We start from the raw sequence: 23,030 nt of genomic DNA, 5'->3' as shown, positions 1-23,030 counted from the left end.
ATGAACTAATCGCCCTGAAAACGGTTTATGTAGCAGAAACAAGTTCATATACATAAACACATTTCAGTCATGGCAGCAGGATCTCATGCCGTAGAAGCGACCGACGCGAACTTCAACGAACTCATAAATTCTGATAAACCTGTTTTAGTAGATTTCTGGGCCGAGTGGTGCGGTCCTTGCCGGATGGTTGGCCCAATCGTGGAGCAACTCGCCGGTGAATACGAAGGCAAAGCCGTTGTCGCCAAAATGGACGTCGACCAACATTCACAGGTCCCCGCTAAATTTGGTATCCGCAGCATTCCAACCTTGATGATCTTCAAAAAAGGTCAATTAGTTGATAAAGTAATTGGTGCCGTTCCCAAAAACGTACTGGAGCAAAAACTTCAGGGCGCTATGGAACCCGCTACGATCTAATTTCTATAGATTTTCAATAAAAAGAGCCGCTCCGAAATTCGGAGCGGCTCTTTTTATATAGTTGCTATTCTGACGAAGAGAATCTTAAAGCTGCCCATTAGGATAGTTTGAGATTTACCCTTCATCAGAATGACGAAATTCTATACCAGCATTCGCATTGGATCTTCGAGCAGTTGCTTCACCGTTTGCAGGAAAGCCGCGCCCGTTGCGCCATCCACAACGCGGTGGTCGCAGGAGAGCGTTACTTTCATTACGTTGGTTGGTTTCGCTACGTCGCCCTCAAATTTCACGGTCTGTTTTATCGTACCGATTGCCAGAATGCAGGAATCGGGCGGGTTGATGATGGCGGTGAACTCATCAATACCAAACATACCCAGGTTCGAGATGGAGAACGTGCTGCCCTCCCAATCTTTAGGTTGCAGCTTTTTATCTTTCGCTTTTCCGGCCAGATCTTTTACTTCACCCGAAATAGTCGACAACGTTTTCTGATCGGCGTTACGTATTACAGGAACGAGCAAGCCTTCATCGACGGCTACAGCCACGCCAATATTGACGTATTTGTATTTCCGGATTTTATCGCCTAACCACGACGAATTTACGTTCGGGTGCTGCTTCAGCGCTAATGCAGCGGCCTTAATAACAAAGTCGTTGAAAGACACTTTTACCGGGCTAAGTCCGTTGACTGTGCCGCGCAGTTCCATCGCCTTGTCCATGTTGATTTCCATGGTCAGGTAGAAATGCGGAGCCGTAAACAGGCTTTCACTCAAGCGACGAGCAATGGTTTTCCGCATCTGGCTGACGGGAACATCTTCGTATTCCCCGGCGGGTGCAGGAGCAGCTTGTGGTGCTGCTGGTGCCGACGTAGCAGCAGGCGCCTGTGCAGGCTGTGAAGCTGGCTGCGACGTAGCAGGTTTTTCGGCTGGAGCCGTACCTGGTGTAAACGATTCAACATCGCTTTTCACGATACGTCCTTCAGGGCCAGTGCCTTTCACCTGAGCCAGATTGATGCCTTTTTCAGATGCAATTGCTTTCGCCAGTGGAGATGCTTTCACACGTCCATTTGATTGAACCTCATCACCCGCGCCACCACCGTACGACAAGTCGGTATCAGCGTTGGCCGGTTGAGAAGCCTGCGGATTCTGCTGAGCAGTTTGGCTACCGCCTTCGCCCGTAGCGGCCTCGTTACCAGATGCTGGAGCAGGAGCATTACCTCCGCCATCAAGCAGCACTTTAAAGTTCGCGCCTTTCTCACCAACGACGGCAATGATATCATCGACAGCAACTGACGAACCTTCTTTCACACCAACGTAGAGCAACGTACCTTCTTCATAGGCTTCGAGGTCCATAGTGGCTTTGTCGGTTTCTACTTCGGCCAGTACGTCGCCCGATTTCACCGTGTCGCCTTCTTTTTTGTGCCAGGCAACGATGGTTCCTTCGGTCATGGTGTCGCTCATTTTCGGCATCCGAATCACCGAAGCGTTGACTTTCTCAGCCGGAGCCGCCGAAACAGCTTTCGGGTCTGGCAGTTTTGTCGCGGTTTCGTTGCTCGCGCTGTTGGCTGGTGCCGGAGCTGGTTCTGGTTTGGGTGCCGGAGCTGCCTCCTGACTGCCACCACTTGACCCGTTCAACAACGCTTTGTAATCTTCGCCATCGGCTCCAATAACCGCCAACACACCATCGACAGGTACCGACGCTCCTTTTTCAACGCCGATGTAGAGCAACGTACCTTCTTCGTACGACTCCAGATCCATGGTGGCTTTATCGGTTTCTACTTCGGCCAGTACGTCGCCGGATTTAACTTTATCGCCCACTTTCTTGTGCCACTCCGCAATGACGCCTTCGGTCATGGTGTCGCTCATCTTGGGCATTCGAATTAATTCAGCCATAATTTAGCTATATGTAATCGGGTTATACGAATGGATCGGTCCGGCGCTCCGGCTGGGACCCAAAATTAGCGGAAAGCCGATAAGTTTGTATCGTTGCCATCGGTTTTCTGTATCAACAAGCAATCTGCCTGTTCAGTTACATTCACTACGTCTCCTAAGACTAAGTGTTTACTCCACCCAAAGAACCAATCCTTTAAGATATCCCCCTTCCGGATGAAACAAATTAACCGGATGGTCGGCGGGTTGGCTCAGATGATGCAGGACGCGCACCTGTCGACCCGCTTCGATGGCCGCAGCCACGATGGTGTTATAAAACAGTTCACGGTCAACTACTTGAGAACAAGAAAACGTAAATAAAATTCCGCCTTTTGCTACTCGGCGAAACCCTTCGGCATTCAGTCGCTTATATCCCTGCACCGCCCGGTGGCGAGCCGACATACTTTTAGCAAAAGCAGGCGGATCGAGCACTACTACGTCGTATTGATGATCATGCGCCTTCAGGTAGTGCATTACGTCTTCAGCGAAAGCTTCATGTGCTACGTTCTCTTCACCAAAATTAGCCGTAATGTTCTGATTTGTCAGGTCAATGGCTTTCTGTGACACGTCGACGGAATGCACTAATTCGGCTCCTGCTTTGAGCGCATAAACCGAAAAACCACCTGAGTAACAGAATGCATTCAGCACTTTTTTACCCCGACCATACTGAGCAAGCAGCGCCCGATTGTCGCGTTGATCGAGAAAAAAACCGGTTTTCTGGCCCGTAATCCAGTTCACCAGAAAGGTATTACCGTTTTCCTGAACCGGATGCGGAACGGGTGTTCGTCCATACAGGTAGCTATTGGTTACAGTTGCTCCATATTCATCGGGCAACGTATCAGCGCTTTTATCGTAAACGGCTTCAAGCTCGTCGCCAAATACGCTTTTGAGCGCTTCGGTAATAATGGTACGTTCACGGTGCATACCGATGGAATGCGCCTGCAACACGGCCACGCCATTGTACATATCGATGATGAGGCCCGTGCAATTATCGCCTTCGCCATGTACTAACCGATAACAATTGGTTAGGCCAGCGTTTTGATTGGCTTCCACAATGGCCCGGCGAATGCTACGTATATGGGTAAGCTTTTCAGTCCAATACGGTAAATCGGGCGTAACGGGGCCACCGGACGTAGCGGCAAACGAGAACAGGCGTACAACAATACTGCCATCGTGGTAATGCCCTGTAGCCAGATAACGTTGCTTATTATCAAACACTTCTACTACATCGCCATCGGCCAGACTGCCTTCGTACCGGCTAATGGCTCGTGAAAATATCCACGGGTGAAACCGTCGAACGGCTTCGTCACGCCCAGCCTGCAAATAAATTTTGGAAAACGTCATGCGCATTCAGAAAGACCGCAAAGATAGGTCGGCGAATGGATAAAAATTAAAATGATGGAACGTAGCAAACAATCTCTTGCCGGGTGAACTGGTCCTCAAGTCTTTTAGAAGCTTCTTTGAACAACATATTTTCTGGTCGTTCAGGTAAAACCAGTGCAACTTTACGTTTTATCTGCGTAAACTTTTTTCAACCTATGCAACGACGTAGTTTTCTTAAACAGTCTGGCTTATTAACCGCCGGAGCCCTCACCCTCGGCCAATCGACATCGATGGCTGCTAATCTACTGAAAAACAGCGCGGCTAAACCCATAAATCCATTTGGTGTTCAGCTGTATAGTGTTCGTGACGTAATCCCTAAAGATCCTAAAGGAGTTATGACGCAACTGGCGCAGATGGGTTATAAACAGTTCGAAAGTTTTGGTGGCGCCCAAGGTTTTCTTTGGGGTATGGAGCCAAAAGAAATGAAATCTTTCCTGAATGGTATCGGCGTAGAGATGGTGAGTACGCACTTCAATTTTCGGGGCGAGATGGACAAACCCGACGCGCTAAAAAAGAGCATCGAGATGGCAAAGGGAGCTGGTCTGAGCTACTTACTCTGTCCGTTCATCGGCCCGCAAAAAACGTGGGACGACTGGAAAAAGATTGCCGATGCCTTCAATTCATTCGGCGAAGAAGCCCGCAAAAGTGGTTTAAAATTCGGTTACCACAACCACAACTACTCGTTCATGCCACTCGATGGCAAGTTGCCACAGGAATACCTACTCGCCAACACTGACCCTAAGAACGTAATGTTTGAACTGGACCTGTGCTGGATTGACGTAGCGGGTGTCGATACGACCGAACATTTGAAAAAATACGGGAAGCGCTACGAGCTTTGCCACATCAAAGATTACAAGAAAGAAAACGGCAAACCCGTTCAAAACGACCTCGGCAAAGGCAGCGTCGATTTCAAGAAAACGCTACGTGTCGCCATGGATAGCGGCATCAAATACTTCATCGTGGAGCAGGAAGAATATCCTGAATCGCCGATGGTAAGTATGAAAAATGATGCGGAGTACATGAAAACGCTTAGCGTATAGTCTGAACCGGGATTTAGCAGATTTAGGGATTTTCAGGATTTTGTTTCGATTAAAGCGCTTCGAAGAAGCGAAAAACAAAATCCTGAAAATCCCTAAATCTGCTAAATCCCGGTTCAGAAGTATTCAGACTACTCCTCTCGCGCTGAAAACAGCCTCTTCAGCCAACCTTTTTTCTCCTCAACTTCTTCTTTCTGCTCTTCCGGCGTAAACTGATACGTAGCGAGTTTGCGCAAATCCGGCTGGCCCGCATCAACCCAGCAGGTGTACCAGAAATCGCCCACCATCTTGACCGACGCCCGCATCTGGCGCTCCACCTGACCACGTAGCAACTCGTGATATTTCCGCGAGAAATCGGCCGAATACACTTTAGTTGTTATACCGTTACGTTCCTCGAAGCCAAACTTTCGGCTCTCCCCTACTTCATCTGTCAATTTCTGTTCAAAACGTAGCACCGAATCCAGAGCCGCATTTGCCCTGAAAACCGCACGCCAGGCCGCTTTTTGTGGTGATGGAACGTATTCGGCCTGCCCCGTCAGGAAATCATACGTAGTGCTGAAAAGCTCCGGCAGACGCGACTCCCAGAATCCGTGAATACCCTGTTGATTCGTCAATTGGCCATTGTAGTTGCGCGTTGTGTGCAGTGGTACATTGGCGTCGGCGATGTAATGACCCAAATCGGCTGCTATTCGTAAAATCCGTCGAACGTTACGTTGTTTAAACGCTTCCGTGAGCTGGTATTTTGTGAGTTGAATTTGCCAAGGTACAATGCCGTGCAACGCTAATGTATCAGTCCCATATTGATCGGCGGCATCCTTATAGAAGCGAGGCAACGTAGTAATCAACGTATCAGGGTAAGCATCCAGATCAATAAAATGACGGGAAGCCTCCCCTACTACCGCATACCGGCGCTTGTCAGGATTGACGGCATTGTCCGTCAGAAAATCGATATGCTTTTTGAAAAACGGCATCATCTCGACGGGTAATGTAAAAACAGCCAGTCGATTAATCTGCTGATGCGCATAAAATCCCCAGGCTGGATGGTGATGCACTGGCTGGCGCCTAGTTGGATACAAAGAACGGGAGAAGAACCAGTTGCTTTTTGGTTTAACATCTTGTATCTGGATCAATTTTTCAGATGAAACCACCATGCCGTTCACTAAACTTCCAAAAAAAATATTCCCAAAAACAAACAACCAAATAAAACCGTTGTACATTTGACAAAACATGGTACTTTAAAGAGAAAATAATTAACTATTCACTTAAACGACCATGTCATTCGAAATAAAATTTGGAAAAAACGAGAAACCTCGAATAATCATGAATGCTAAATCAAAAGGATATACCCTAGTCATTGTGTTACTATGTGCATTTGCATTAACAATCTATGGTGCTTACTCACCTGCGCGAAAAGCCCAGAAACAGCAGATTGTGTGCATAAAATTCAAAAAAGGGGTCGAATCGAAAGCTGTTGAGCAACATATGGCCAGTTTTGCAGCCTTAAAGCACGAAATTCCACAGGTTATTGGTTACGCGTCTGGGGAAACAATTTTACCAAATCAGGCCACTTCTGAGTATGACGTAGTACATTACATTACGTTTCAATCTATCGACGATATAAAAACGTTTGAGAAGAGTGAAGCCTACAAAGAATTCGTTCAGCAAAACAAGGCCATCTGGGAAAAAACCCTGATTGTCAATGCTGACATTCGGCAATAAACCACAGGTAAGCGAAAGAAATTCGGCTCGGGATATTGACTATTCCAGCCGAATTTTCTATTTTTGCGCCCTCATATCGCGACAACGATCTCATTTATAAATCAATGGCAAACCATAAGTCATCAAAAAAAGCAATCCGGTCAAGCGCCAAGAAGCGGCTTCAGAACCGTTATCAGCACGTAACGACCCGGAACATGGTGAAAAAACTCCGTGCTACCACCGACCACGCAATGGCTGTTGAACTGTTCAAAACGGTTTCGTCGGCTCTGGACAAACTCGCCAAAAACAACATCATCCACAAGAACAAAGCTTCGAACAACAAATCGAAACTGGCTCGTTTTGTGAATGGATTGAAAGTAGCAACTGCTTAATTAGCAGCGTCTTTAAGAAGATTCTATCGATACGTATTGAATCTAGCTACGGCGTCTTTCGGAACCTTACCTTTTGCGGGTAAGGTTTTTTTATGCATTTTGTCGCCGAAAACTCACCAGTAGCTTACTTAAATTCATGACGTATCAAACTTCCGGCACCATTCAAAGTTGGGCCGAAGAAGACCGCCCGCGCGAGAAACTTATGCTCAAGGGTAAAGCTGCCCTATCAGAAGCCGAGCTCATTGCCATTCTAATTAATTCTGGAACAGTCGATCTAACCGCCGTCGACGTAGCGAAAATTATCCTGAAAAGCGTCAATAATAATCTGAACGAGCTGGCTAAACTCAGCATCAAAGATTTATCAAAATTTCGGGGGATAGGTGAAGCGAAAGCCATTAGTATTGTGGCAGCTCTTGAACTAGGCCGCCGACGGAAAGAGCAGGACCGTCCGATTCGTGCGCGCATTACGTGTTCGCGCGATGCCTACAATGAGATGATACCGCATTTGATGGATAAGCCACACGAAGAATTCTGGATTCTGCTCATGAATCGCGCCAATGAAGTGCTACGTCCGGTTCAGATTAGTACTGGTGGAATAGCTGGTACCGTGGCCGATCCCCGGCTCATTTTCAAACAAGCCATCGACCATCTGGCGTCATCCATGATCCTGCTTCATAACCATCCATCAGGTAATTTACAACCATCCCAAGCCGATAAAGATCTCACGAAAAAGCTCAAAGACGCTGGCCGTTTGCTGGATATTCCTGTGCTGGACCATCTAATTTTCACCGACAAAGCATACTATAGTTTTGCCGATGAGGGGATTTTGTGATAAGCCGTAGCTATCCAGGCTACGCTTTACGAAAGCTTTAGCCCACGTAGTATTTCTGTTCGGTTCAGGGTGCGCACTTCCCCTGACTCCATGCCTTCGGCGGATAGGTTTTCAATGGCCCAACGTACCAGACGTAATGTCGGAAAACCCACAGCAGCGGTCATTTTGCGAACCTGGCGGTTTTTGCCTTCGTGCAGGGTAATCGACAACCACGACGTTGGAATTGAGGCCCGATAACGTATCGGTGGATTACGATCCGGAACAATAGGTTCAGCAATGGCTAATGCCCTAGCTGGTAGTGTATTATACTGTTTTCCATCAACCGAAATGGTTACGCCCCTGGCCAATTGCTGACAAGCTTCTTCAGTCAACGCACCTTCAACCTGCACGTAGTACGTTCGGTTATGCCTGAATTTTGGGTTCAACAGGCGGTGATTTAGTTGTTTATCGTTGGTGAGCAACAGTAAACCTTCACTATCCGCATCGAGACGCCCAACTGGATAAATGTCCTTCGGGAAATCAAAATCTAAGTCAGCCAGAGTCGGTTTATCACCTTCCCGGCTAAACTGAGACATCATCAGGTAGGGTTTATAAATGAGGAAATACATTTTTTAATGAGCGAAAGAGTGAAAGAGCGTATTTTCTGCAAGCACTCTTTCACTCATTCACTCTTTCGCTCATTAACAACCACACCGGGCAATGATCAGCGTGAACGGCGTCGGGTAAGTGTCGGCAGTCGGTGATTTGCTCGCGCAGGGTGTTGGTTACCGATGCGTAATCGATACGCCAGCCTTTGTTGTTGCTACGTGCCCCCGCCCGGTAACTCCACCAGCTATAGCCCACTTCATCAGGACGTTTGTATCGGAAGGCATCGGTTATTCCGGAGCCAAACCACTGGTCCATCCAGGCACGTTCTTCGGGCAGAAAACCCGTTGTGTTTTTGTTACGTATCGGGTCGTGAATATCGATCGGATTATGAGCAATGTTATAGTCACCAACTATAATCACGTTTGGACGCGTTTTCCGCAGGTTCTGAACGTATTCGTAGAAATCACGCAGAAACTCCATTTTTACCCCCTGCCGCACCTCACCCGTTGTGCCCGATGGGAAATAACAGTTCAGCAACGTAACATCGTCGAAATCAGTACGTAGTATACGTCCTTCACAATCATAAACCGGCAGTCCGCAGCCAATTACTACGTTGGTAGGTGCTATTTTCGAGAACGTAGCAACGCCCGAATAGCCTTTCTTCTCGGCAGCATGCCAGTGGTATTGATACCCCAATTCTTCAAACGGAGTCAGGTCTACTACGTCGGCTGTTGCCTTTACTTCCTGAAAGCAAAGAACATCGAACGAATGCTGCGACAACCAGTCAATCAGGCCATTACGCATGGCCGCCCTGATGCCGTTAATGTTATACGAAATAAGTTGCATGGAAAAGAAAACGGGCAATAGAAATGCATAACAGATAATAGGCATGTAGAACTTTACGCTCAAACCACATTATCCGTTATGCATCTTATAGTAATCAATTAAAGCGTCCCTGCCACCACTTCATCTTGCTGCGCAAGGGTTCGTTTTTTGTCTGAAAATAAGAACACAAATAGTATCAGTACTGCCGCAGCAATACCCGCCGGTACTAGCCAAACGCTTAGCCAGTCTTTCGTGCCGTCGGGACGTGTATACATGTCGAGGACGATACCCGAAATTTTTGAACCGATGCCCATCCCGATACCGTACGTAGCAATCGAAATCAGGGCCTGCGCTGACGATTTGATTTTTTCGCCCGCTTTGTTGTCTGTATAGATCATGCCCGTGACGAAGAAAAAGTCGTAGCATACCCCGTGCAACACAATGGCGAGATACAACATCCACTCCGTCGAGGCATTGCCATAGCCGAAGCAGATGAAGCGCACAATCCAGGCAACTAACCCGACTATCAGCATTTTCTTCACGCCCAAACGCGTATACGCCAGTGGAATCAGCAACATGAAAATCACCTCCGAAGCCTGTCCCAGCGACATTTTATTCTCTACGTTCTGCATACCGCCATCAGTCAGCGAGGGGTTGGCCATGGCATAGTAGAACGAAAGCGGGATACAAATCAGCACCGAAGACAAGAAGAAAATGGCAAAGGAACGGTCTTTAAACAGCTTGAACGCATCCAGCCCCAGAATCTGTGCGACCGACGATGACGAAGCAGCTTTAGGTGGGGTATTGGGCAAAAAGAAAGAGAAGACGCCCAGAATGAGAGCTCCATACATCGACAGTTGGAAAATAGTCACTTTATCGCCAAAGCCGTAAAAACCGACTATATTCGTCACGATAATCCACGATATAGTTCCTAACACACGAATACCTGGAAATTCCTTCTCAGGGCTTGTCATCTGCTGCATCGCAATCGACGACGTAAGGGCCAGCGTTGGCGCGAACGTAATGCAATAGGCTAAAATCAGGTAGAAAAAATTACCGGGATCTGTATTTTTGGTAATCAGGTATAATACTCCGGCACCTAGCAGATTTAGAACGCCCAGCACTTTCTGCGCGGCAAAATACCGATCGGCAATCATTCCAACGAAAAAAGGAGCAATAATCATAGCAAGCGAGAAGGCGGCATACGCATTACCTACCTGATCGCCAGTAGCCTGAAGTCCGGTTAAGAGGTATTTGCTCATCTGTCCATACCAGGCCCCCCACACAAAAAACTGCAGGAACATCATGGCAGAAAGCTGAAAGCGAGTTGTTGACAACATCAGAGGTTTTAGCATTTAAGGTTTTGACCGATGAAGGTAAAAAACACTCGTCAGCCCTGCAAGCCAGTAACGTCGGAATGTTGCCCATCCTTGTAAAAAATAGCTTGATCCTGTTTTAATCCGATGTAACTTGTGTTAACTTTTAGGTCTAACATTTGTATTTTCGGCCCTATTTCTGACTAAATTACTTCATGAAAAAACAACTGATAACGCTCGTTGCGCTTGTCGCTTTACCGGTGCTGACTTTAGCTCAAACAGCCGACGATATCATTGACAAAAATATTGCAGCCACAGGTGGTGCCGATAAAATTGCCGCGATCAAGTCATTCCAGTTCGATCAGAGCCTCAGCGTGGCGGGTATGGATATGACGGGAAAATCGACCGTTGTAGTTGATAAATCGATACGTAACGACATAAGTGCAATGGGCCAGCAGATGACCACAGTTGTTGATGGCGATAAAGGCTGGAGCATCAATCCTATGCAGGGCAGCACGGCTCCTCAGCCGTTACCTGAAGATCAGCTCAAAACGCAGAAAGGCAACATGCACTTATTCGGGACCGACCTGTACGTAGCAAGGAATAAAAAATACCCCATTGAGTTTATAGGCAAAGAAAAACAGGGAGATAAAGACGTATTTAATCTAAAAATTACACGTCCTGAGGGGGTAGCCAATTACTTCATTGATGCCACTACGTATCAGATAGCCGGCATGAATGCAAAAGTTACACTACAGGGACAAACAAGTGAACTCAAAATTAAATACGGAAATTATAAACCGATTGAAGGTCTTACGCTTCCAACAACGCTGGACCTGGAGAACCCGAACATGCCCGGTGCGCTCACCATTAAGGTATCAAATGTGGTTCTTAATCCAACGGTCGACCCGTCTATTTTCGCCATGCCTAAATAATTGCTGACAACGTACCACTTTTAAGATAGAGACGTAGTGAACGTCTCTTTTTTGTTACCAAACAATCGGTTGAATTTTGCCGGCTTTCCCGAATCAAATACCGATATTTGGCAATTAACGATTTGCTATCAATGAACTACCAATCACTTACCAAATCTATCTTCTCCTCATTTGCATTGGGTTTTGTTACGTTAACAACCCATGCGCAAACCTTATCTGGCTTTATTCCGGCTCGTCAGGCGGGGCAACTCAAACTCGAATCGGAGTTTAAGACCAAACAATCGTCGGCTGCGTTTAAAAACCACCTCGAAAAATTAAGCAGTGTTCCGCACATTACTGGCTCAAAAGAAAATGAGCAGGTTCGCGATTACATTGCCGAAACCATGCGCCGGGCGGGATGGCAGGTCGATATCTACCCGCACGACGTATTGCTTCCCAAAGGACCCGGCGAAATTGCCGTAGAACTGGTCGAACCGATACGTCAGCCACTGAATATTAGAGAGTTTTTATTTAAAGAAGACAAATACAGTAGCGACCCTCGGCTTACGCCCGGCTACAATGCCTGGTCAGGTTCGGGCGACGTAACAGCGGAAGTGGTGTACGCCAATTACGGTCGAAAGGAAGATTTTGAGCAATTGAAAGCGATGGGAATTTCGGTGAAAGACAAAATCGTTTTGGCTCGCTACGGCGGTAACTTCCGAGGATATAAAGCTCAGTTTGCGCAGGCAGCCGGGGCTATTGGTGTGATCATCTTCACCGACCCTGCCGATAGCGGCTACATGCGCGGGCTCACCTTCCCTGAAGGTCCTTATTATAGCGAAAGCGTCATTCAGCGAGGCTCTTTAATTACAACACCCTACACTGGCGACCCGCTCACGCCTGGCGAGGCAGCCCTGCCTATGGACGCCAAAAATACGCCTAAACGGCTCGATCTGAAGGACGTAGTACTGCATAAAATTCCGGTTACACCCCTACCCTACGGTTCAGCTACGGAGATTTTGAAACGTATGACAGGTGCCCGCGCGGTTCCGGCTGGCTGGCAGGGCGGCTTGCCCTATACGTATCGGCTCGAGGGAGGTTCGGCGCTGAAAGTTCGGTTGATGGTGAAGCAGGAAAAAGCCATTCAGCGGATTTATCAGGTAGTTGGTACGTTAACCGGGGCCGAATTTCCGGACGAATGGATTATTGCCGGCTGCCATTACGATGCATGGTCATACGGTGCTACAGACCCAAACTCGGGCACGGCTATGTTATTGAGTATGACCGAATCATTGGGTAAACTCTCCAAAGCCGGACAGCGTCCCCGACGTACCATTAAAGTATGCCATTGGGATGCAGAAGAACCGGGCGTGATCGGTTCGGCAGAATGGAGCGAACAATTCCGGGACGAACTGACCCAGAAAGCCGTAGCGTATATGAACTACGACGCAGCTGTTTCGGGGCGTATTTTCGGGGCGAGTGCCTCGCCCTCAATGAAAAAACTTGTTATCGAAGCAACTCAGTCCGTTCAATACCCAGATTCGAATAAAACAGTTTATCAGCACTGGATGGCGCAGAAAGCCAAGGGCAGTCCTACACACGTAACGGGCTCGTCGGCTCCGGCGATGCTGGCCGGTGAACCAACAATTGGAAACCTCGGCGGAGGCTCCGACCATATTGCTCCCTACATGCATATTGGCATTCCATCGCTGAGTGCCGGAATGGAAGGTCCCACGCTGTATCACTCGCAATACGACGATTTGTATTTCTACGATAAATTCGCCGACCCAACCTACAAAATGGGCCCAACGATGGAGCAGGTCGTAGGCACAATGACGCTACGTCTCGCCAACGCCGATCTGGTTCCTTACGACGTAGCGCGCTACCCCGCCGACCTGGCCATTCACCTAAAAGCGGCCGAAAAAGCTATCCAGGCTTACGCGCCTACGTACTCCATTGCTACGTTGCTGACCGCCGTTGATGCCCTAAAAAAGAACGCTGACGCCTGCGAAACCGCCCGTCAAACGTACCTGCAGTCGGGACGTACCGATAAACTCATTGAGTTGAACAAAGAACTACGTTTGCTCGAACGCTCATTCATCGACCCCAAAGGTAACGCATTCGGCGGCTGGTATAAGTCACTCTATGCATCGTCTGACCCAAACAGCGGCTATGCATCGTGGATGTTGCCCGGTTTTTTATATGAAGCTTCGCTAAAATCCACGGCGAACTTACCTGATTTAGAAACCCGATATAAAAAGGCAATTCAAACGCTAAGCGATAAACTACAAACACTTGCCCAGGGCATGGGTACGCCAGCGTCTATTGGAGGAAGCAAATAACAATTAACGTATCACCGGAAATCACTACTCAGCCTTTCTCGAAAAAGACTCATTGGCTTTAGCAGGTGGCAAAAGCGAAGAAGGGGGAATTTGAATCATAAATTCGCTGCCTTTCCCGACTTCGCTTTTGACCCAGATACTCCACTTATGAGCATGAATGATACGTTGTACGTAGCTGAGACCCAGGCCAAAACCCTTAACACTAGGCTGGTTGCGGTCGTGTACCCGGAAAAAAGGCTGAAATATCTGCGAAACCAATTTTGGCGGAATTCCAACACCCTTATCTCTAATAGCGATGGTCAACCCATCACGATTAGCAGTAGTCTGAATCGTTATTTCGGGATCGCCGGCACTGTATTTAATGGCGTTGTCCAGCAAATTATAGAATACATTGGTGATGTGAAGTCGATCCGCGAGAAGGTGCGGGTCTGTCCCGGCAAGCGTCAGTTTCAGGTAATCGCCATGACGCTCAGCGACCGAACGTAGCAGATGGTGCAGTTGAACAGGCTCAGGATTTACAACCAACGTATTACGGTCGGCACGGGCCAGCGTAAGCATGGTTTCGACCTGTTGCTGAAGTCGTTCGGTTTCTTCGCGAATAATGCGGACGTATTTTTGCGTACGCTCAGGCTGATCGCGGGCAATAGGCGAATCCAGAATATCGGCCGACATACGAATGGCGCTGATCGGCGTCTGAAACTCATGGACAATTGAATTTAAGACTTCAGTTTGGACAACAGACGATGGCTGGCGACGTAGCAACCACCAGACCAGGTATCCAATGAGAATCTGCGTGAACAAAATCAGCCCAAACAAGGTAAGCCAACGTACTGATGGAGAGAGTCCAGAGACCAGATTAACCAGCGTGTACCATTTCCAATATACTACTCCCCCCGTGCTTACGAGAAAGAGAAGCACCCAGGGCAAAATCCTATAGGCTGTAGAACGGTGCAGCATAACGCTGGCTTAGGCTGTCATTTATTGACGGTAAAGAAGCTAAATTTATTAATTAGGTACAAGCTGAAATCATGTAAATGCGAATAAATGTTATGATGACAACTATTAACTATCACGTAGGCATAAAAAAAGCCTGCTGATACAGGCTCTTTTGACCAACAAAAAGTAAACTATTGAGCGTTATCGGCTGTGGTTGCAGGAGCTGGCGTAGCGGCAGTAGTCGGCTTAGGGCGGGTTGCTGGTGATTTTCTCGGAGCTGGTTTCGCGGTTGCTGCCGGTTTTGGAGCCGGGCGGGTCTCTTTAACAGCTGCCGTTGCCGTTTCAGCTGCTTTATCAGCTACCTTGTTAGCAGTACGTTTGGCATTCTTTTCGGCTTTGGCCAGATTCTTCTTTGCTTTAGCCGCATCCTTTTTCACTTTCTTAACTGGTTTTTCAGCTTTCTTCTCAGCTTTATGCATGAGTTTAGCTAACTTTTTCGCCAGTTTGTCTGCCGATTTCTCGATAGACTTTTTCATTTTTTTTGTAGCCTCACCTGCCTCGCTTAGCTTGTTTTCAATCGAACTGACGATTTCAGAAGCCAGCGATTTTTGTTTGGTTTTTATGGTTTTGTTTGCCATTGGATTGGTAGGAAAAAATTTACAAATAAATACGAATTTTTTGGCACAATCAAAAATGCAATGTTAAGTTTTCGTTACATTTTCTGAAGAAAATCCCAGCAAATAATGCCAGTTGTAACGGCAATATTCAACGAATGTTTTGTACCAAATTGAGGCACTTCAAGCACCAGATTGGCCTGTTGCACAAGCTCATCCCGAACACCGGTCACTTCGTTACCCAACACAAAAGCATACGGTTTGTTTTGTTCAGGGGTAAAATCATTCAGCATCACGCTCCCCTCAGCCTGTTCAACGGCAGCAATAACCCATCCATCGGCCTGTAATTGTCCGATTAACTGCATTACGTCAGGCACGTATTCCCAATCAACAGACTCGGTAGCGCCGAGAGCCGTTTTTGTAATATCACGGTGAGGAGGCTGCCCGGTAATGCCACACAAATAGAGTTTCTGCGCCCGAAACGCATCCGCCGTACGAAACACCGATCCTACGTTGTTCAGACTTCGGATATCATCTAAAATGAGGCAATACGGGAATTTTTGAGCGTTTTTGAAGTCGTTAACAGATAAGCGATTAAGTTCGTCGAGGGAGAGTTTACGCATTGTTTTGTTTTAAATTATCACGAAGAAGTTGTCGAATGTCGTGCAACGTATCACGCACTTCGACAAGTAACGTTTGATCAGTTTCGACAGGTTTTTGACCCGTTCGGGAAGCGATTAACTTCTGGCGTTGTTCAAGAATCTGGTTCCGAAAATTTTGGGCATCGATGATGCCTATCAGTTCCATGTTATGCGCCTGACTTGGGCTTTGTCCAGCCGTTTCAAATTTAAGAATACATAGATCGAAATAACGCAACAGCGGCCCCGCGACAAACGTAACATCCTGAATATTTTCGAGAGGAATCGTTTTTTCGACATGCACCAGAATGCCTTTCTGGAAACGTAACGAACGGTCGGTCAATTCGCATTCTAGACTGCGGAAGTAGTGAATACTCCACCACTGTCCCACCCCTAAAAACCAGATGGGTAACAGTACAATACCGACTACCGTGATCAGGATAAAAAAAGCTACATAAAATAGCAAGTACGTTCGAATGATAGGATTGAACTGCACTTTTATAGAGAAGGTATTTTCAGATGGGGTCATGATTGATGGAGATGTTATCCAGGATCAAATAGCGAACAATAAAGGCAAAAAATGGCCAATTTCTCGGTAAATTTTGCTATTTTTGTTTTAGTACATTCCAACGAAATTCAGTGAAAACCGCCACCGCAGCAAAGCCTCAGTCGAAGAAAAACGAAACTCCACTCAATCGCCAGTATAATCAGATTAAAGCTAAATATCCCGGCGCTTTGCTGCTTTTTCGCGTCGGTGATTTTTATGAAACGTTCGGCGAAGATGCGGTAAAAGCCAGTAAGATTCTGGGGATTACACTTACTAAACGTAACAACGGCGGTTCGAACGAAGAGCTGGCTGGTTTTCCGCACCACTCCCTCGATACACACTTACCCAAACTCGTTCGGGCGGGTGAGCGCGTGGCCATCTGCGATCAGTTGGAAGACCCTGCGCTGGCCAAAGGCATTGTGCGCCGGGGTGTAACGGAGCTTGTAACTCCGGGGGTTTCGTTCAACGACAACGTACTGGATACCCGACGTAACAACTACCTGGCCGCCGTCCATTTCGGTAAAGGTGAAGACCAGTTCGGCATATCGTTTCTGGATATTTCGACGGGCGAATTTCTGGCTTCGCAGGGCAATTCGGCTTATGTCGATAAGTTGTTGCAAAGCTTCAATCCGTCGGAGGTACTGTACTGCAAACGTAACAGAGTTGAATTCGGCGTTTTGTTCGGGGATAAGTTTCACACGTACACGTTAGAAGACTGGGCGTTCACCTACGATTTTGGCTATAATTTTCTGAAACAGCACTTTCAAACTACGTCGCTGAAAGGGTTTGGTATTGAAGGGCTTCCAGATGGTATTATTGCAGCCGGAGTAATTCTGCATTACCTCAATGAAACCGAACACAAAGAGCTTCAGCACATTACGCGCGTAACCCGGCTCGAAGAAGACCGCTACGTCTGGCTCGACCGGTTCACGATCCGCAACCTCGAACTGACGGTGGCTCAGCAGGAAGGTGGCGTGCCGCTCATCCAGATTCTGGATCAGACAGTTACGCCTATGGGCGCGCGTTTGCTACGTAAGTGGCTCAGTCTTCCACTTAAGGAAAAGGCGTTGATCGACGAACGGCTGAATATGGTAGAACTTTTGGCCAGCGACCGTGCGACGGACCGTATTGACTTAGCGGATACGTTGGCGAATCATCTGCGGCAAATTGGCGATCTGGAGCGACTAGTGTCGAAAGTGGCGGTTCGACGTATCAATCCCCGTGAGCTTTTGCAGCTTAAGCGGTCGCTACAGCACGTATTGCCGATTAAAGAATTGCTGATAACTGCGTTAAGCCAACAAGAATCACCTTCGCTCAAGAAATACGCTGATCAGCTGAACCCCGTTACGTTTCTGCTCGACCGCATCGAAGCCGAATTACGCGAAGATCCGCCAACGCTTTCGAACCAGGGGGGCATGATTAAACCCGGCATCAACCCCGAACTGGACGAACTGACGGCCATCGCTTATACCGGGAAAGATTACCTGCTTCAGTTGCAGGAGCGCGAAGTGGAACGTACTGGTATTGGTTCGCTCAAAATAGCTTATAACAAGGTATTTGGCTACTATCTGGAAGTAACGCACGCCCACAAAAGCCGGGTGCCTGACGACTGGATTCGGAAGCAGACGCTCGTAAACGCCGAACGCTACATTACGCCTGAACTGAAAGAGTACGAGGACAAAATTCTGAACGCAGAAGAGCAGATTTTTCAGATTGAGGCCCGTATGTTCAACGACATGGTGCTGGCGGCTGGCGAATATGTCGGCGCCATTCAGCAGAATGCCCGCGTGCTGTCGATCCTCGATGTACTGGCGTCGTTCGCGCGGGTGGCTGTCAAAAATAAATACGTTCGTCCGCAGATTAACGAAGGAAAAGCTTTAACTATTAAGGATGGACGGCACCCGGTTATTGAACAACAACTACCACCGGGAGAACCCTATATTCCTAATGATATTTTTCTGGACGACGAAACCCAGCAGATTATCATTATCACTGGCCCAAATATGGCGGGTAAATCGGCGTTGCTACGTCAGACAGCCCTCATTGTCCTGATGGCGCAATCGGGTAGTTTTGTGCCTGCTACGTTGGCCGAAATCGGAATAGTCGATAAAATTTTTACACGGGTTGGGGCCAGCGATAACCTGTCGCGGGGCGAAAGTACGTTCATGGTCGAAATGACCGAAACGGCCAGCATTCTGAACAACCTCAGCGAACGTAGTCTGGTACTGATGGACGAAATTGGACGAGGAACAAGTACGTACGACGGCGTGTCAATTGCCTGGGCCATAACCGAATACCTGCATAACAAAACGGATTGCCGTCCTAAAACGCTGTTTGCTACGCACTACCACGAACTGAACGACCTGGCTACGGATAACCCACGTATCAAGAATTTCAACGTAGCGGTAAAAGAGCTGGGCAACAAAGTGATTTTTCTTCGGAAGCTGAAAGAAGGCGGATCGGAGCATAGTTTCGGTATACACGTAGCGCAGATGGCTGGCATGCCCGCTCAAATTGTGAATCGCGCCACTGAGATTCTGAAACAACTGGAATCGTCGCACGGGCGCGAAAATAACAAAGAACGAATCCGTGAAGCCGTGCCACAAGAACGTGAGCTGGCGCTACGTATCATCGAATCGGGCGACCCAAAATCTGAAGCTATCAAAGAGAAACTTCGCACTATCGACGTAAATAGACTAACACCGATTGAAGCTTTGTTAAAGCTAAATGAATTGCTGAAGTTGGTGGAGTAAACAAAACCAGTAAACAACAACTTAAATGGAATTAAACGTATTAAACGCTCCGCTTACCGCACAGGAAATTGAATGGCGCGTGCAGAGCCAGACCAAAGACGGTCAGAAAATTGTTGTGGTGCCCTACATCACCAACCGATGCGTCATGCAGCGTTTCGATGAACAGTTTGGCTGGGCTGGCTGGCAGAACGAAATTAAGGAAATTGATGGCGGTTTTTTGTGTACCATCACTGTCGTACTATCTGGCGGTGAGGTTGTCCGGAAAACTGATGGAGCCAGCCGTACGAACGTAGAACCTGTCAAAGGTGGTATCAGCGATGCCATGAAACGGGCTGCCGTGCAGTTTGGCCTTGGACGGTCGCTCTATGATTTCCCCAAAGTGCTGATTCAAACCACGGATAAATACATTCCCGATTGGGCAACGCCATTACTCGACAAAATGGTGGAAAAAATTAACGGCGGAGGTACCGTTCGCGACGTAGTTGTGCTAAAACCCGAACATGCCAAGCCCCCAGTAAAGGCGGTTTAGAAGATGTATGATGTATGAGATATGCCCCCGATTAGTGGATTACTCTATATCCTATACATCATACATTTACACTACACGTCAAACCATTTATCGCCCCGCCGGACGGCCTGAACGGTAACAATAGTAGGGGCCGATTCATAAAAATCGAACAGCGACCGCCCCAGCAGTTCATGGCTCACAGCGCTGAGATGCTTTGTATCGCCGGGCAGGAAATATTCGTCGCCAGATCGGATAATCGAATCCGTATCGAAAACGCTAACCAACTGTTTGTCGGCGAGAGCTAGCATAATTTGGCCACTACGTTGATTCAGCCACTGTTCCATCGGATGCCGACTTGGAAAGGGAGTCAGCAGCAGAACTTTATGGCGATAAGGACGTATTTGCTTTAATAAAGCCCCAAAATACGTACGTGAGCGAATGGGTAATAATGTTGCCAGCAGCAAACCTACGACAGATTTGATTCGGCCAGCGAATGATTTACGCTCATTTTTAAGTCCGCCCTCTGTCAGATAAGGTAGTAAGGGTAGATTATTTTTGTGCTTTCTGACCGGATTGATGGGCTGAATAACCGCTGCATCAAGTTGAAGAATAATCAGGTCATAATGTTCCAATGGCATTTTTTTCAGTGTCGACAGCCCCTGCCTCATGGTAGAATGCGCGTACGCTTCCACAGACACTGCCTGCCCCGACCGTTTGATCTGTCGAATAAAATGCCCTATATAGCTTAATTTGCCGTTTGGCAATCCATAGCCGTACGTATGCTCATCGCCAATTACTAATACGTTCATCTGTTAAGCATTCATGGTGGTGAATAAGCTCTTTCCTGTCTTTACGTAGTCGGGAGACCGAATGTGGCATGAATAGTGAAAAAAAGTAGCAACCTATCTGATTCGTGCAACGTTATACGCTGGCAGTGCGTAGTGTAGTTATAGTCAGAAACATTTACATAAATCTATCCAAACTTTGTTTTTTCGGAAATCGCCATCGTTCGCCGAGAATGACCTTATTAGTGTCATCAGGGCTTGCCGTGTCAACGACCCAAGAGCGCAACGAACGCTGTTCAAACAATTTTTTGGCTACGCAAAAAGTATCTGCCTGCGCTACACGTCGAATATTGAAGAAGCCGAAGACGTATTGAATGAAGGGTTTTTAAAGGCGTTTCAGCATTTAGATAGTTACGATGAGACACTCCCCTTCAAAGCATGGCTACGTACTATTCTGGTTAATACGGCCATTAGTCATTACCGCAAAAATCAACGGTTCGAACAGCATAGTTCGCTGGAAAACGGTGAGCAGGTTGCTTTCGATGACGACGTAGTAGACCGGATTGCTGCCGAAGAAATTCTGGCGTTAGTGCAACAGCTCAGTCCGACGTATCGAACCGTGTTTATGATGCACGTAGTCGATGGCTACAGCCTCCACGAGATTGCAGGAATTTTAAGCCACAATGAGGCAACGGTACGTTCCAACTACGCCCGAGCCCGCCAGAAACTACAGCTACTCATCAAACAAGCATATCCATCTTTCGAAAAAGTTGGCCCATCGGCCACTTCACCTTATCATGAAAACTGACCGATTTACCGATATTATCCGGCGAAAACTGGAAAGTATTCGGCCGGAGTTTACCGAAAAAGACTGGGCACGCATGCAGGCTACGCTTCAGCAGGCGCCTATGCCTCAGTCAGGTACGCCGGGTACTGGACATCCCTTCAGTGGTGTCTGGTCGGGGCAGCCCTGGCTAATGGCAGCAGCAGCCGTTGGTACGGTGGCGCTGGTAACGCTTACGGTGTGGCAACGTCGCGAAATCAATACGTTGCAGCAAACTGTGAGCGAACTCTCGAAACAACGTACCGTTACGTCAGCATTGCCTCCCGCCGACGCTACGTCTCAATCGAAACGTAGCAGCGATTTAACGAGCACAACTAAAGCCGATCAGCCTGCCCGTCAAAACGTTACGTCCCAAAACGCTACGTTGCCGACAAGGCAGCGCGATACGGTTTATATTACCCGATACGTAGCCGTTCCGTCTCGTGGCCGACCTGAGGCTGTAGATGACTTGCGAGCTGACAATCAACCCAATACAACAATTACGCAACGGTATCCGGCCCAAAACCGCGAAAGAGTACAAACGGAAACATCCAATGTAGCCAATAATCTACCAACCAAGACTGATTCGTATGACGTTTCCTCTACTCCCTCTTCCGTTGAAAAAAGCAGTGGCACAACGTCGGGCAATCCGGCTATTCGGTCGACGCCGAATTCATCTGGGAATGATCGTATTGTAGGTAATAAAGAAAATAGAGGGTTATCCGGACAGTCGGTTAATGGCAACAATTCCCGCCAAACAACTTCGCCAACCTCTGACTACGTAGCGAATCAACCTACGAGTGCCGGTAATGCAAATGCCGGCAATTCGGGCAATACAACCGTTTCGGATAATTCAGTTGCTGGTATAGCAAACGCGACTCCACAACCTGAAAACAATGTAACAACGGAAACTGGCACGGGCGTTGTTGAGTACGCATTTGTTCCAAGTCATTCGTTATCCATAGCGTCTGCCAACTGGAATGCGCTCCTTGCGCAACGGGCCCGTAAGATGCGCCCAGCTCGAACAACGGTTGTCAATCAGGCTCCTGCGAGCCAGCCTGTTGAGCGCCTTGGTATTCGGTTCCGGGCTGGCGCAGGTGGCGAGTTTGATGCACGGCTCTGGAGTGCTGGCGTATTTACCGAAGTCCTATTTGGTCGCCATTTCATGCTTGGTGTCGGCCTTAATCAGGCTACGTACATGAACGGTATGTTCATCACGGCCGACGAGTTCGACATGCGGACGAAGCGGGATTTCCGTCGGGAGTTTGGTTTTGGCCTTGCTCCTACAGTTGACCTGAAAGGCGATGTTATCAATATCGATTCCCGATTGGTACGCGTTCAGATGCCGCTTAGTGTGGGATACCGTTTACCAATCAGTCAGTCGCTGACAATGGTGACGACGCTGGGAACATACCTGGCACTCAGCAACAAGGAGCATGTAACGTACTATTATCGGAAATACCCAAGAGGAGGTTTTTCGGAAGCTAATTTTAGAGCCGACCGTCCGGTTGATCTGCTTAATTCGGTAGTATTTAGCCCCGGTTTAGAGTGGCAAAACAAACATTTGGTGATACAAGCGGCACCGGTTCTCACCGTTCCAACCTGTTTTTATACAGCACCTGGTCCAAACTGGCAATCGACCACTACGATCGGACTGCGGGCGCGATTATTGTATCAGTTCTAACAAAAAAATGTCTATCAGACGCCAAAACGGCCCGAACGTAACGTTACGTTCGGGCCGTTTTGGCGTCTGATAGACACTA

22 protein-coding genes are annotated in these 23,030 nt (G+C 47.8%); 11 read left to right on the top strand and 11 right to left on the bottom strand.

Annotated elements, in window-relative coordinates; all coding sequences use genetic code 11:
* Positions 1-69: 69 nt before the first annotated feature.
* A complete protein-coding gene (gene trxA / locus ACYVF1_RS24675; RefSeq protein ID WP_461083936.1) occupies positions 70-414 on the top strand; it encodes a thioredoxin in 345 nt (114 codons plus the stop codon).
* A 140-nt stretch (positions 415-554) separates the two neighbouring features.
* Here trxA and ACYVF1_RS24670 read toward each other — a convergent pair whose 3' ends face one another.
* Positions 555-2,300 carry a pyruvate dehydrogenase complex dihydrolipoamide acetyltransferase gene (locus ACYVF1_RS24670; protein ID WP_461083934.1) on the bottom strand — a complete coding sequence of 582 codons (1,746 nt, stop codon included), beginning with the start codon at positions 2,298-2,300 and terminating at the stop codon, positions 555-557.
* A gap of 168 nt (positions 2,301-2,468) precedes the next feature.
* Positions 2,469-3,680, bottom strand: coding sequence for a class I SAM-dependent rRNA methyltransferase (locus tag ACYVF1_RS24665; protein WP_461083932.1), 1,212 nt, complete (start codon positions 3,678-3,680; stop codon positions 2,469-2,471).
* A 194-nt stretch (positions 3,681-3,874) separates the two neighbouring features.
* Between ACYVF1_RS24665 and ACYVF1_RS24660 the strand changes: the two genes are divergently transcribed.
* Positions 3,875-4,759, top strand: coding sequence for a sugar phosphate isomerase/epimerase family protein (locus ACYVF1_RS24660; protein ID WP_461083930.1), 885 nt, complete (start codon positions 3,875-3,877; stop codon positions 4,757-4,759).
* Between the two features lie 128 nt (positions 4,760-4,887).
* On the opposite strand, the gene ACYVF1_RS24655 is transcribed toward ACYVF1_RS24660, so the two are convergent.
* Positions 4,888-5,808: a zinc dependent phospholipase C family protein gene (locus tag ACYVF1_RS24655; RefSeq protein WP_461083928.1), complete on the bottom strand. Its 921-nt coding sequence runs from the start codon at positions 5,806-5,808 to the stop codon at positions 4,888-4,890.
* 268 nt (positions 5,809-6,076) lie between these two features.
* On the opposite strand from ACYVF1_RS24655, the gene ACYVF1_RS24650 reads away from it, so the two are divergent.
* From ACYVF1_RS24650 to radC, 3 genes are all read left to right on the top strand, one after another.
* Positions 6,077-6,475 (top strand): Dabb family protein, encoded by a 399-nt coding sequence (locus tag ACYVF1_RS24650; protein WP_461083926.1) that lies wholly within the window; start codon positions 6,077-6,079, stop codon positions 6,473-6,475.
* Between the two features lie 104 nt (positions 6,476-6,579).
* Positions 6,580-6,846: a 30S ribosomal protein S20 gene (rpsT, locus tag ACYVF1_RS24645; protein WP_461083924.1), complete on the top strand. Its 267-nt coding sequence runs from the start codon at positions 6,580-6,582 to the stop codon at positions 6,844-6,846.
* Between the two features lie 136 nt (positions 6,847-6,982).
* Positions 6,983-7,678: a RadC family protein gene (gene radC, locus ACYVF1_RS24640; RefSeq protein ID WP_461083922.1), complete on the top strand. Its 696-nt coding sequence runs from the start codon at positions 6,983-6,985 to the stop codon at positions 7,676-7,678.
* Between the two features lie 26 nt (positions 7,679-7,704).
* Here the strand turns inward: radC and ACYVF1_RS24635 are convergent, their stop codons facing one another.
* From ACYVF1_RS24635 to ACYVF1_RS24625, 3 genes are all read right to left on the bottom strand, one after another.
* Entirely contained in the window at positions 7,705-8,286 is a 582-nt protein-coding gene (locus ACYVF1_RS24635) for a pseudouridine synthase (protein WP_461083920.1), read from the bottom strand.
* A 49-nt stretch (positions 8,287-8,335) separates the two neighbouring features.
* On the bottom strand, positions 8,336-9,112 hold the full coding sequence (locus ACYVF1_RS24630) for an exodeoxyribonuclease III (RefSeq protein WP_461084273.1): 777 nt from the start codon (positions 9,110-9,112) through the stop codon (positions 8,336-8,338).
* A gap of 98 nt (positions 9,113-9,210) precedes the next feature.
* Positions 9,211-10,431: a nucleoside permease gene (locus ACYVF1_RS24625; RefSeq protein ID WP_461084271.1), complete on the bottom strand. Its 1,221-nt coding sequence runs from the start codon at positions 10,429-10,431 to the stop codon at positions 9,211-9,213.
* A gap of 191 nt (positions 10,432-10,622) precedes the next feature.
* Here ACYVF1_RS24625 and ACYVF1_RS24620 point away from each other — a divergent pair, with 191 nt between their 5' ends.
* Positions 10,623-11,342 carry a LolA family protein gene (locus ACYVF1_RS24620; protein ID WP_461083918.1) on the top strand — a complete coding sequence of 240 codons (720 nt, stop codon included), beginning with the start codon at positions 10,623-10,625 and terminating at the stop codon, positions 11,340-11,342.
* A 131-nt stretch (positions 11,343-11,473) separates the two neighbouring features.
* Positions 11,474-13,663, top strand: a complete 2,190-nt coding sequence (locus ACYVF1_RS24615) for a M28 family peptidase (protein WP_461083916.1) — start codon at positions 11,474-11,476, stop codon at positions 13,661-13,663.
* A 24-nt stretch (positions 13,664-13,687) separates the two neighbouring features.
* Here ACYVF1_RS24615 and ACYVF1_RS24610 read toward each other — a convergent pair whose 3' ends face one another.
* The 4 genes from ACYVF1_RS24610 to ACYVF1_RS24595 form a co-directional block, all read right to left on the bottom strand.
* Positions 13,688-14,620 (bottom strand): sensor histidine kinase, encoded by a 933-nt coding sequence (locus tag ACYVF1_RS24610; protein WP_461083914.1) that lies wholly within the window; start codon positions 14,618-14,620, stop codon positions 13,688-13,690.
* A gap of 170 nt (positions 14,621-14,790) precedes the next feature.
* Positions 14,791-15,237: a hypothetical protein gene (locus ACYVF1_RS24605; protein WP_461083912.1), complete on the bottom strand. Its 447-nt coding sequence runs from the start codon at positions 15,235-15,237 to the stop codon at positions 14,791-14,793.
* 74 nt (positions 15,238-15,311) lie between these two features.
* A complete protein-coding gene (locus ACYVF1_RS24600) occupies positions 15,312-15,836 on the bottom strand; it encodes an RNA methyltransferase (protein WP_461083910.1) in 525 nt (174 codons plus the stop codon).
* Positions 15,829-16,380, bottom strand: coding sequence for a PH domain-containing protein (locus ACYVF1_RS24595; RefSeq protein ID WP_461083908.1), 552 nt, complete (start codon positions 16,378-16,380; stop codon positions 15,829-15,831). The genes ACYVF1_RS24600 and ACYVF1_RS24595 overlap by 8 nt, the downstream gene beginning before the upstream one ends.
* Positions 16,381-16,490: 110 nt before the next feature.
* On the opposite strand from ACYVF1_RS24595, the gene mutS reads away from it, so the two are divergent.
* Both mutS and ACYVF1_RS24585 read left to right on the top strand, forming a co-directional pair.
* Entirely contained in the window at positions 16,491-19,151 is a 2,661-nt protein-coding gene (gene mutS, locus ACYVF1_RS24590) for a DNA mismatch repair protein MutS (protein ID WP_461083906.1), read from the top strand.
* 25 nt (positions 19,152-19,176) lie between these two features.
* A complete protein-coding gene (locus ACYVF1_RS24585; protein WP_461083904.1) occupies positions 19,177-19,680 on the top strand; it encodes a Rad52/Rad22 family DNA repair protein in 504 nt (167 codons plus the stop codon).
* A 71-nt stretch (positions 19,681-19,751) separates the two neighbouring features.
* On the opposite strand, the gene ACYVF1_RS24580 is transcribed toward ACYVF1_RS24585, so the two are convergent.
* Positions 19,752-20,468, bottom strand: a complete 717-nt coding sequence (locus tag ACYVF1_RS24580) for an SGNH/GDSL hydrolase family protein (protein WP_461083902.1) — start codon at positions 20,466-20,468, stop codon at positions 19,752-19,754.
* A 175-nt stretch (positions 20,469-20,643) separates the two neighbouring features.
* Between ACYVF1_RS24580 and ACYVF1_RS24575 the strand changes: the two genes are divergently transcribed.
* Complete coding sequence (locus tag ACYVF1_RS24575) at positions 20,644-21,252, top strand: RNA polymerase sigma factor (RefSeq protein ID WP_461083900.1); 609 nt, start codon at positions 20,644-20,646, stop codon at positions 21,250-21,252.
* Positions 21,242-22,951: a hypothetical protein gene (locus tag ACYVF1_RS24570; protein ID WP_461083898.1), complete on the top strand. Its 1,710-nt coding sequence runs from the start codon at positions 21,242-21,244 to the stop codon at positions 22,949-22,951. Before ACYVF1_RS24575 ends, ACYVF1_RS24570 begins: the two co-directional genes overlap by 11 nt.
* The last annotated feature ends 79 nt before the right edge of the window (positions 22,952-23,030 follow it).

This window comes from Spirosoma flavus (assembly GCF_054778555.1).
This window is presented reverse-complemented; position numbering and strand designations above follow the sequence as displayed.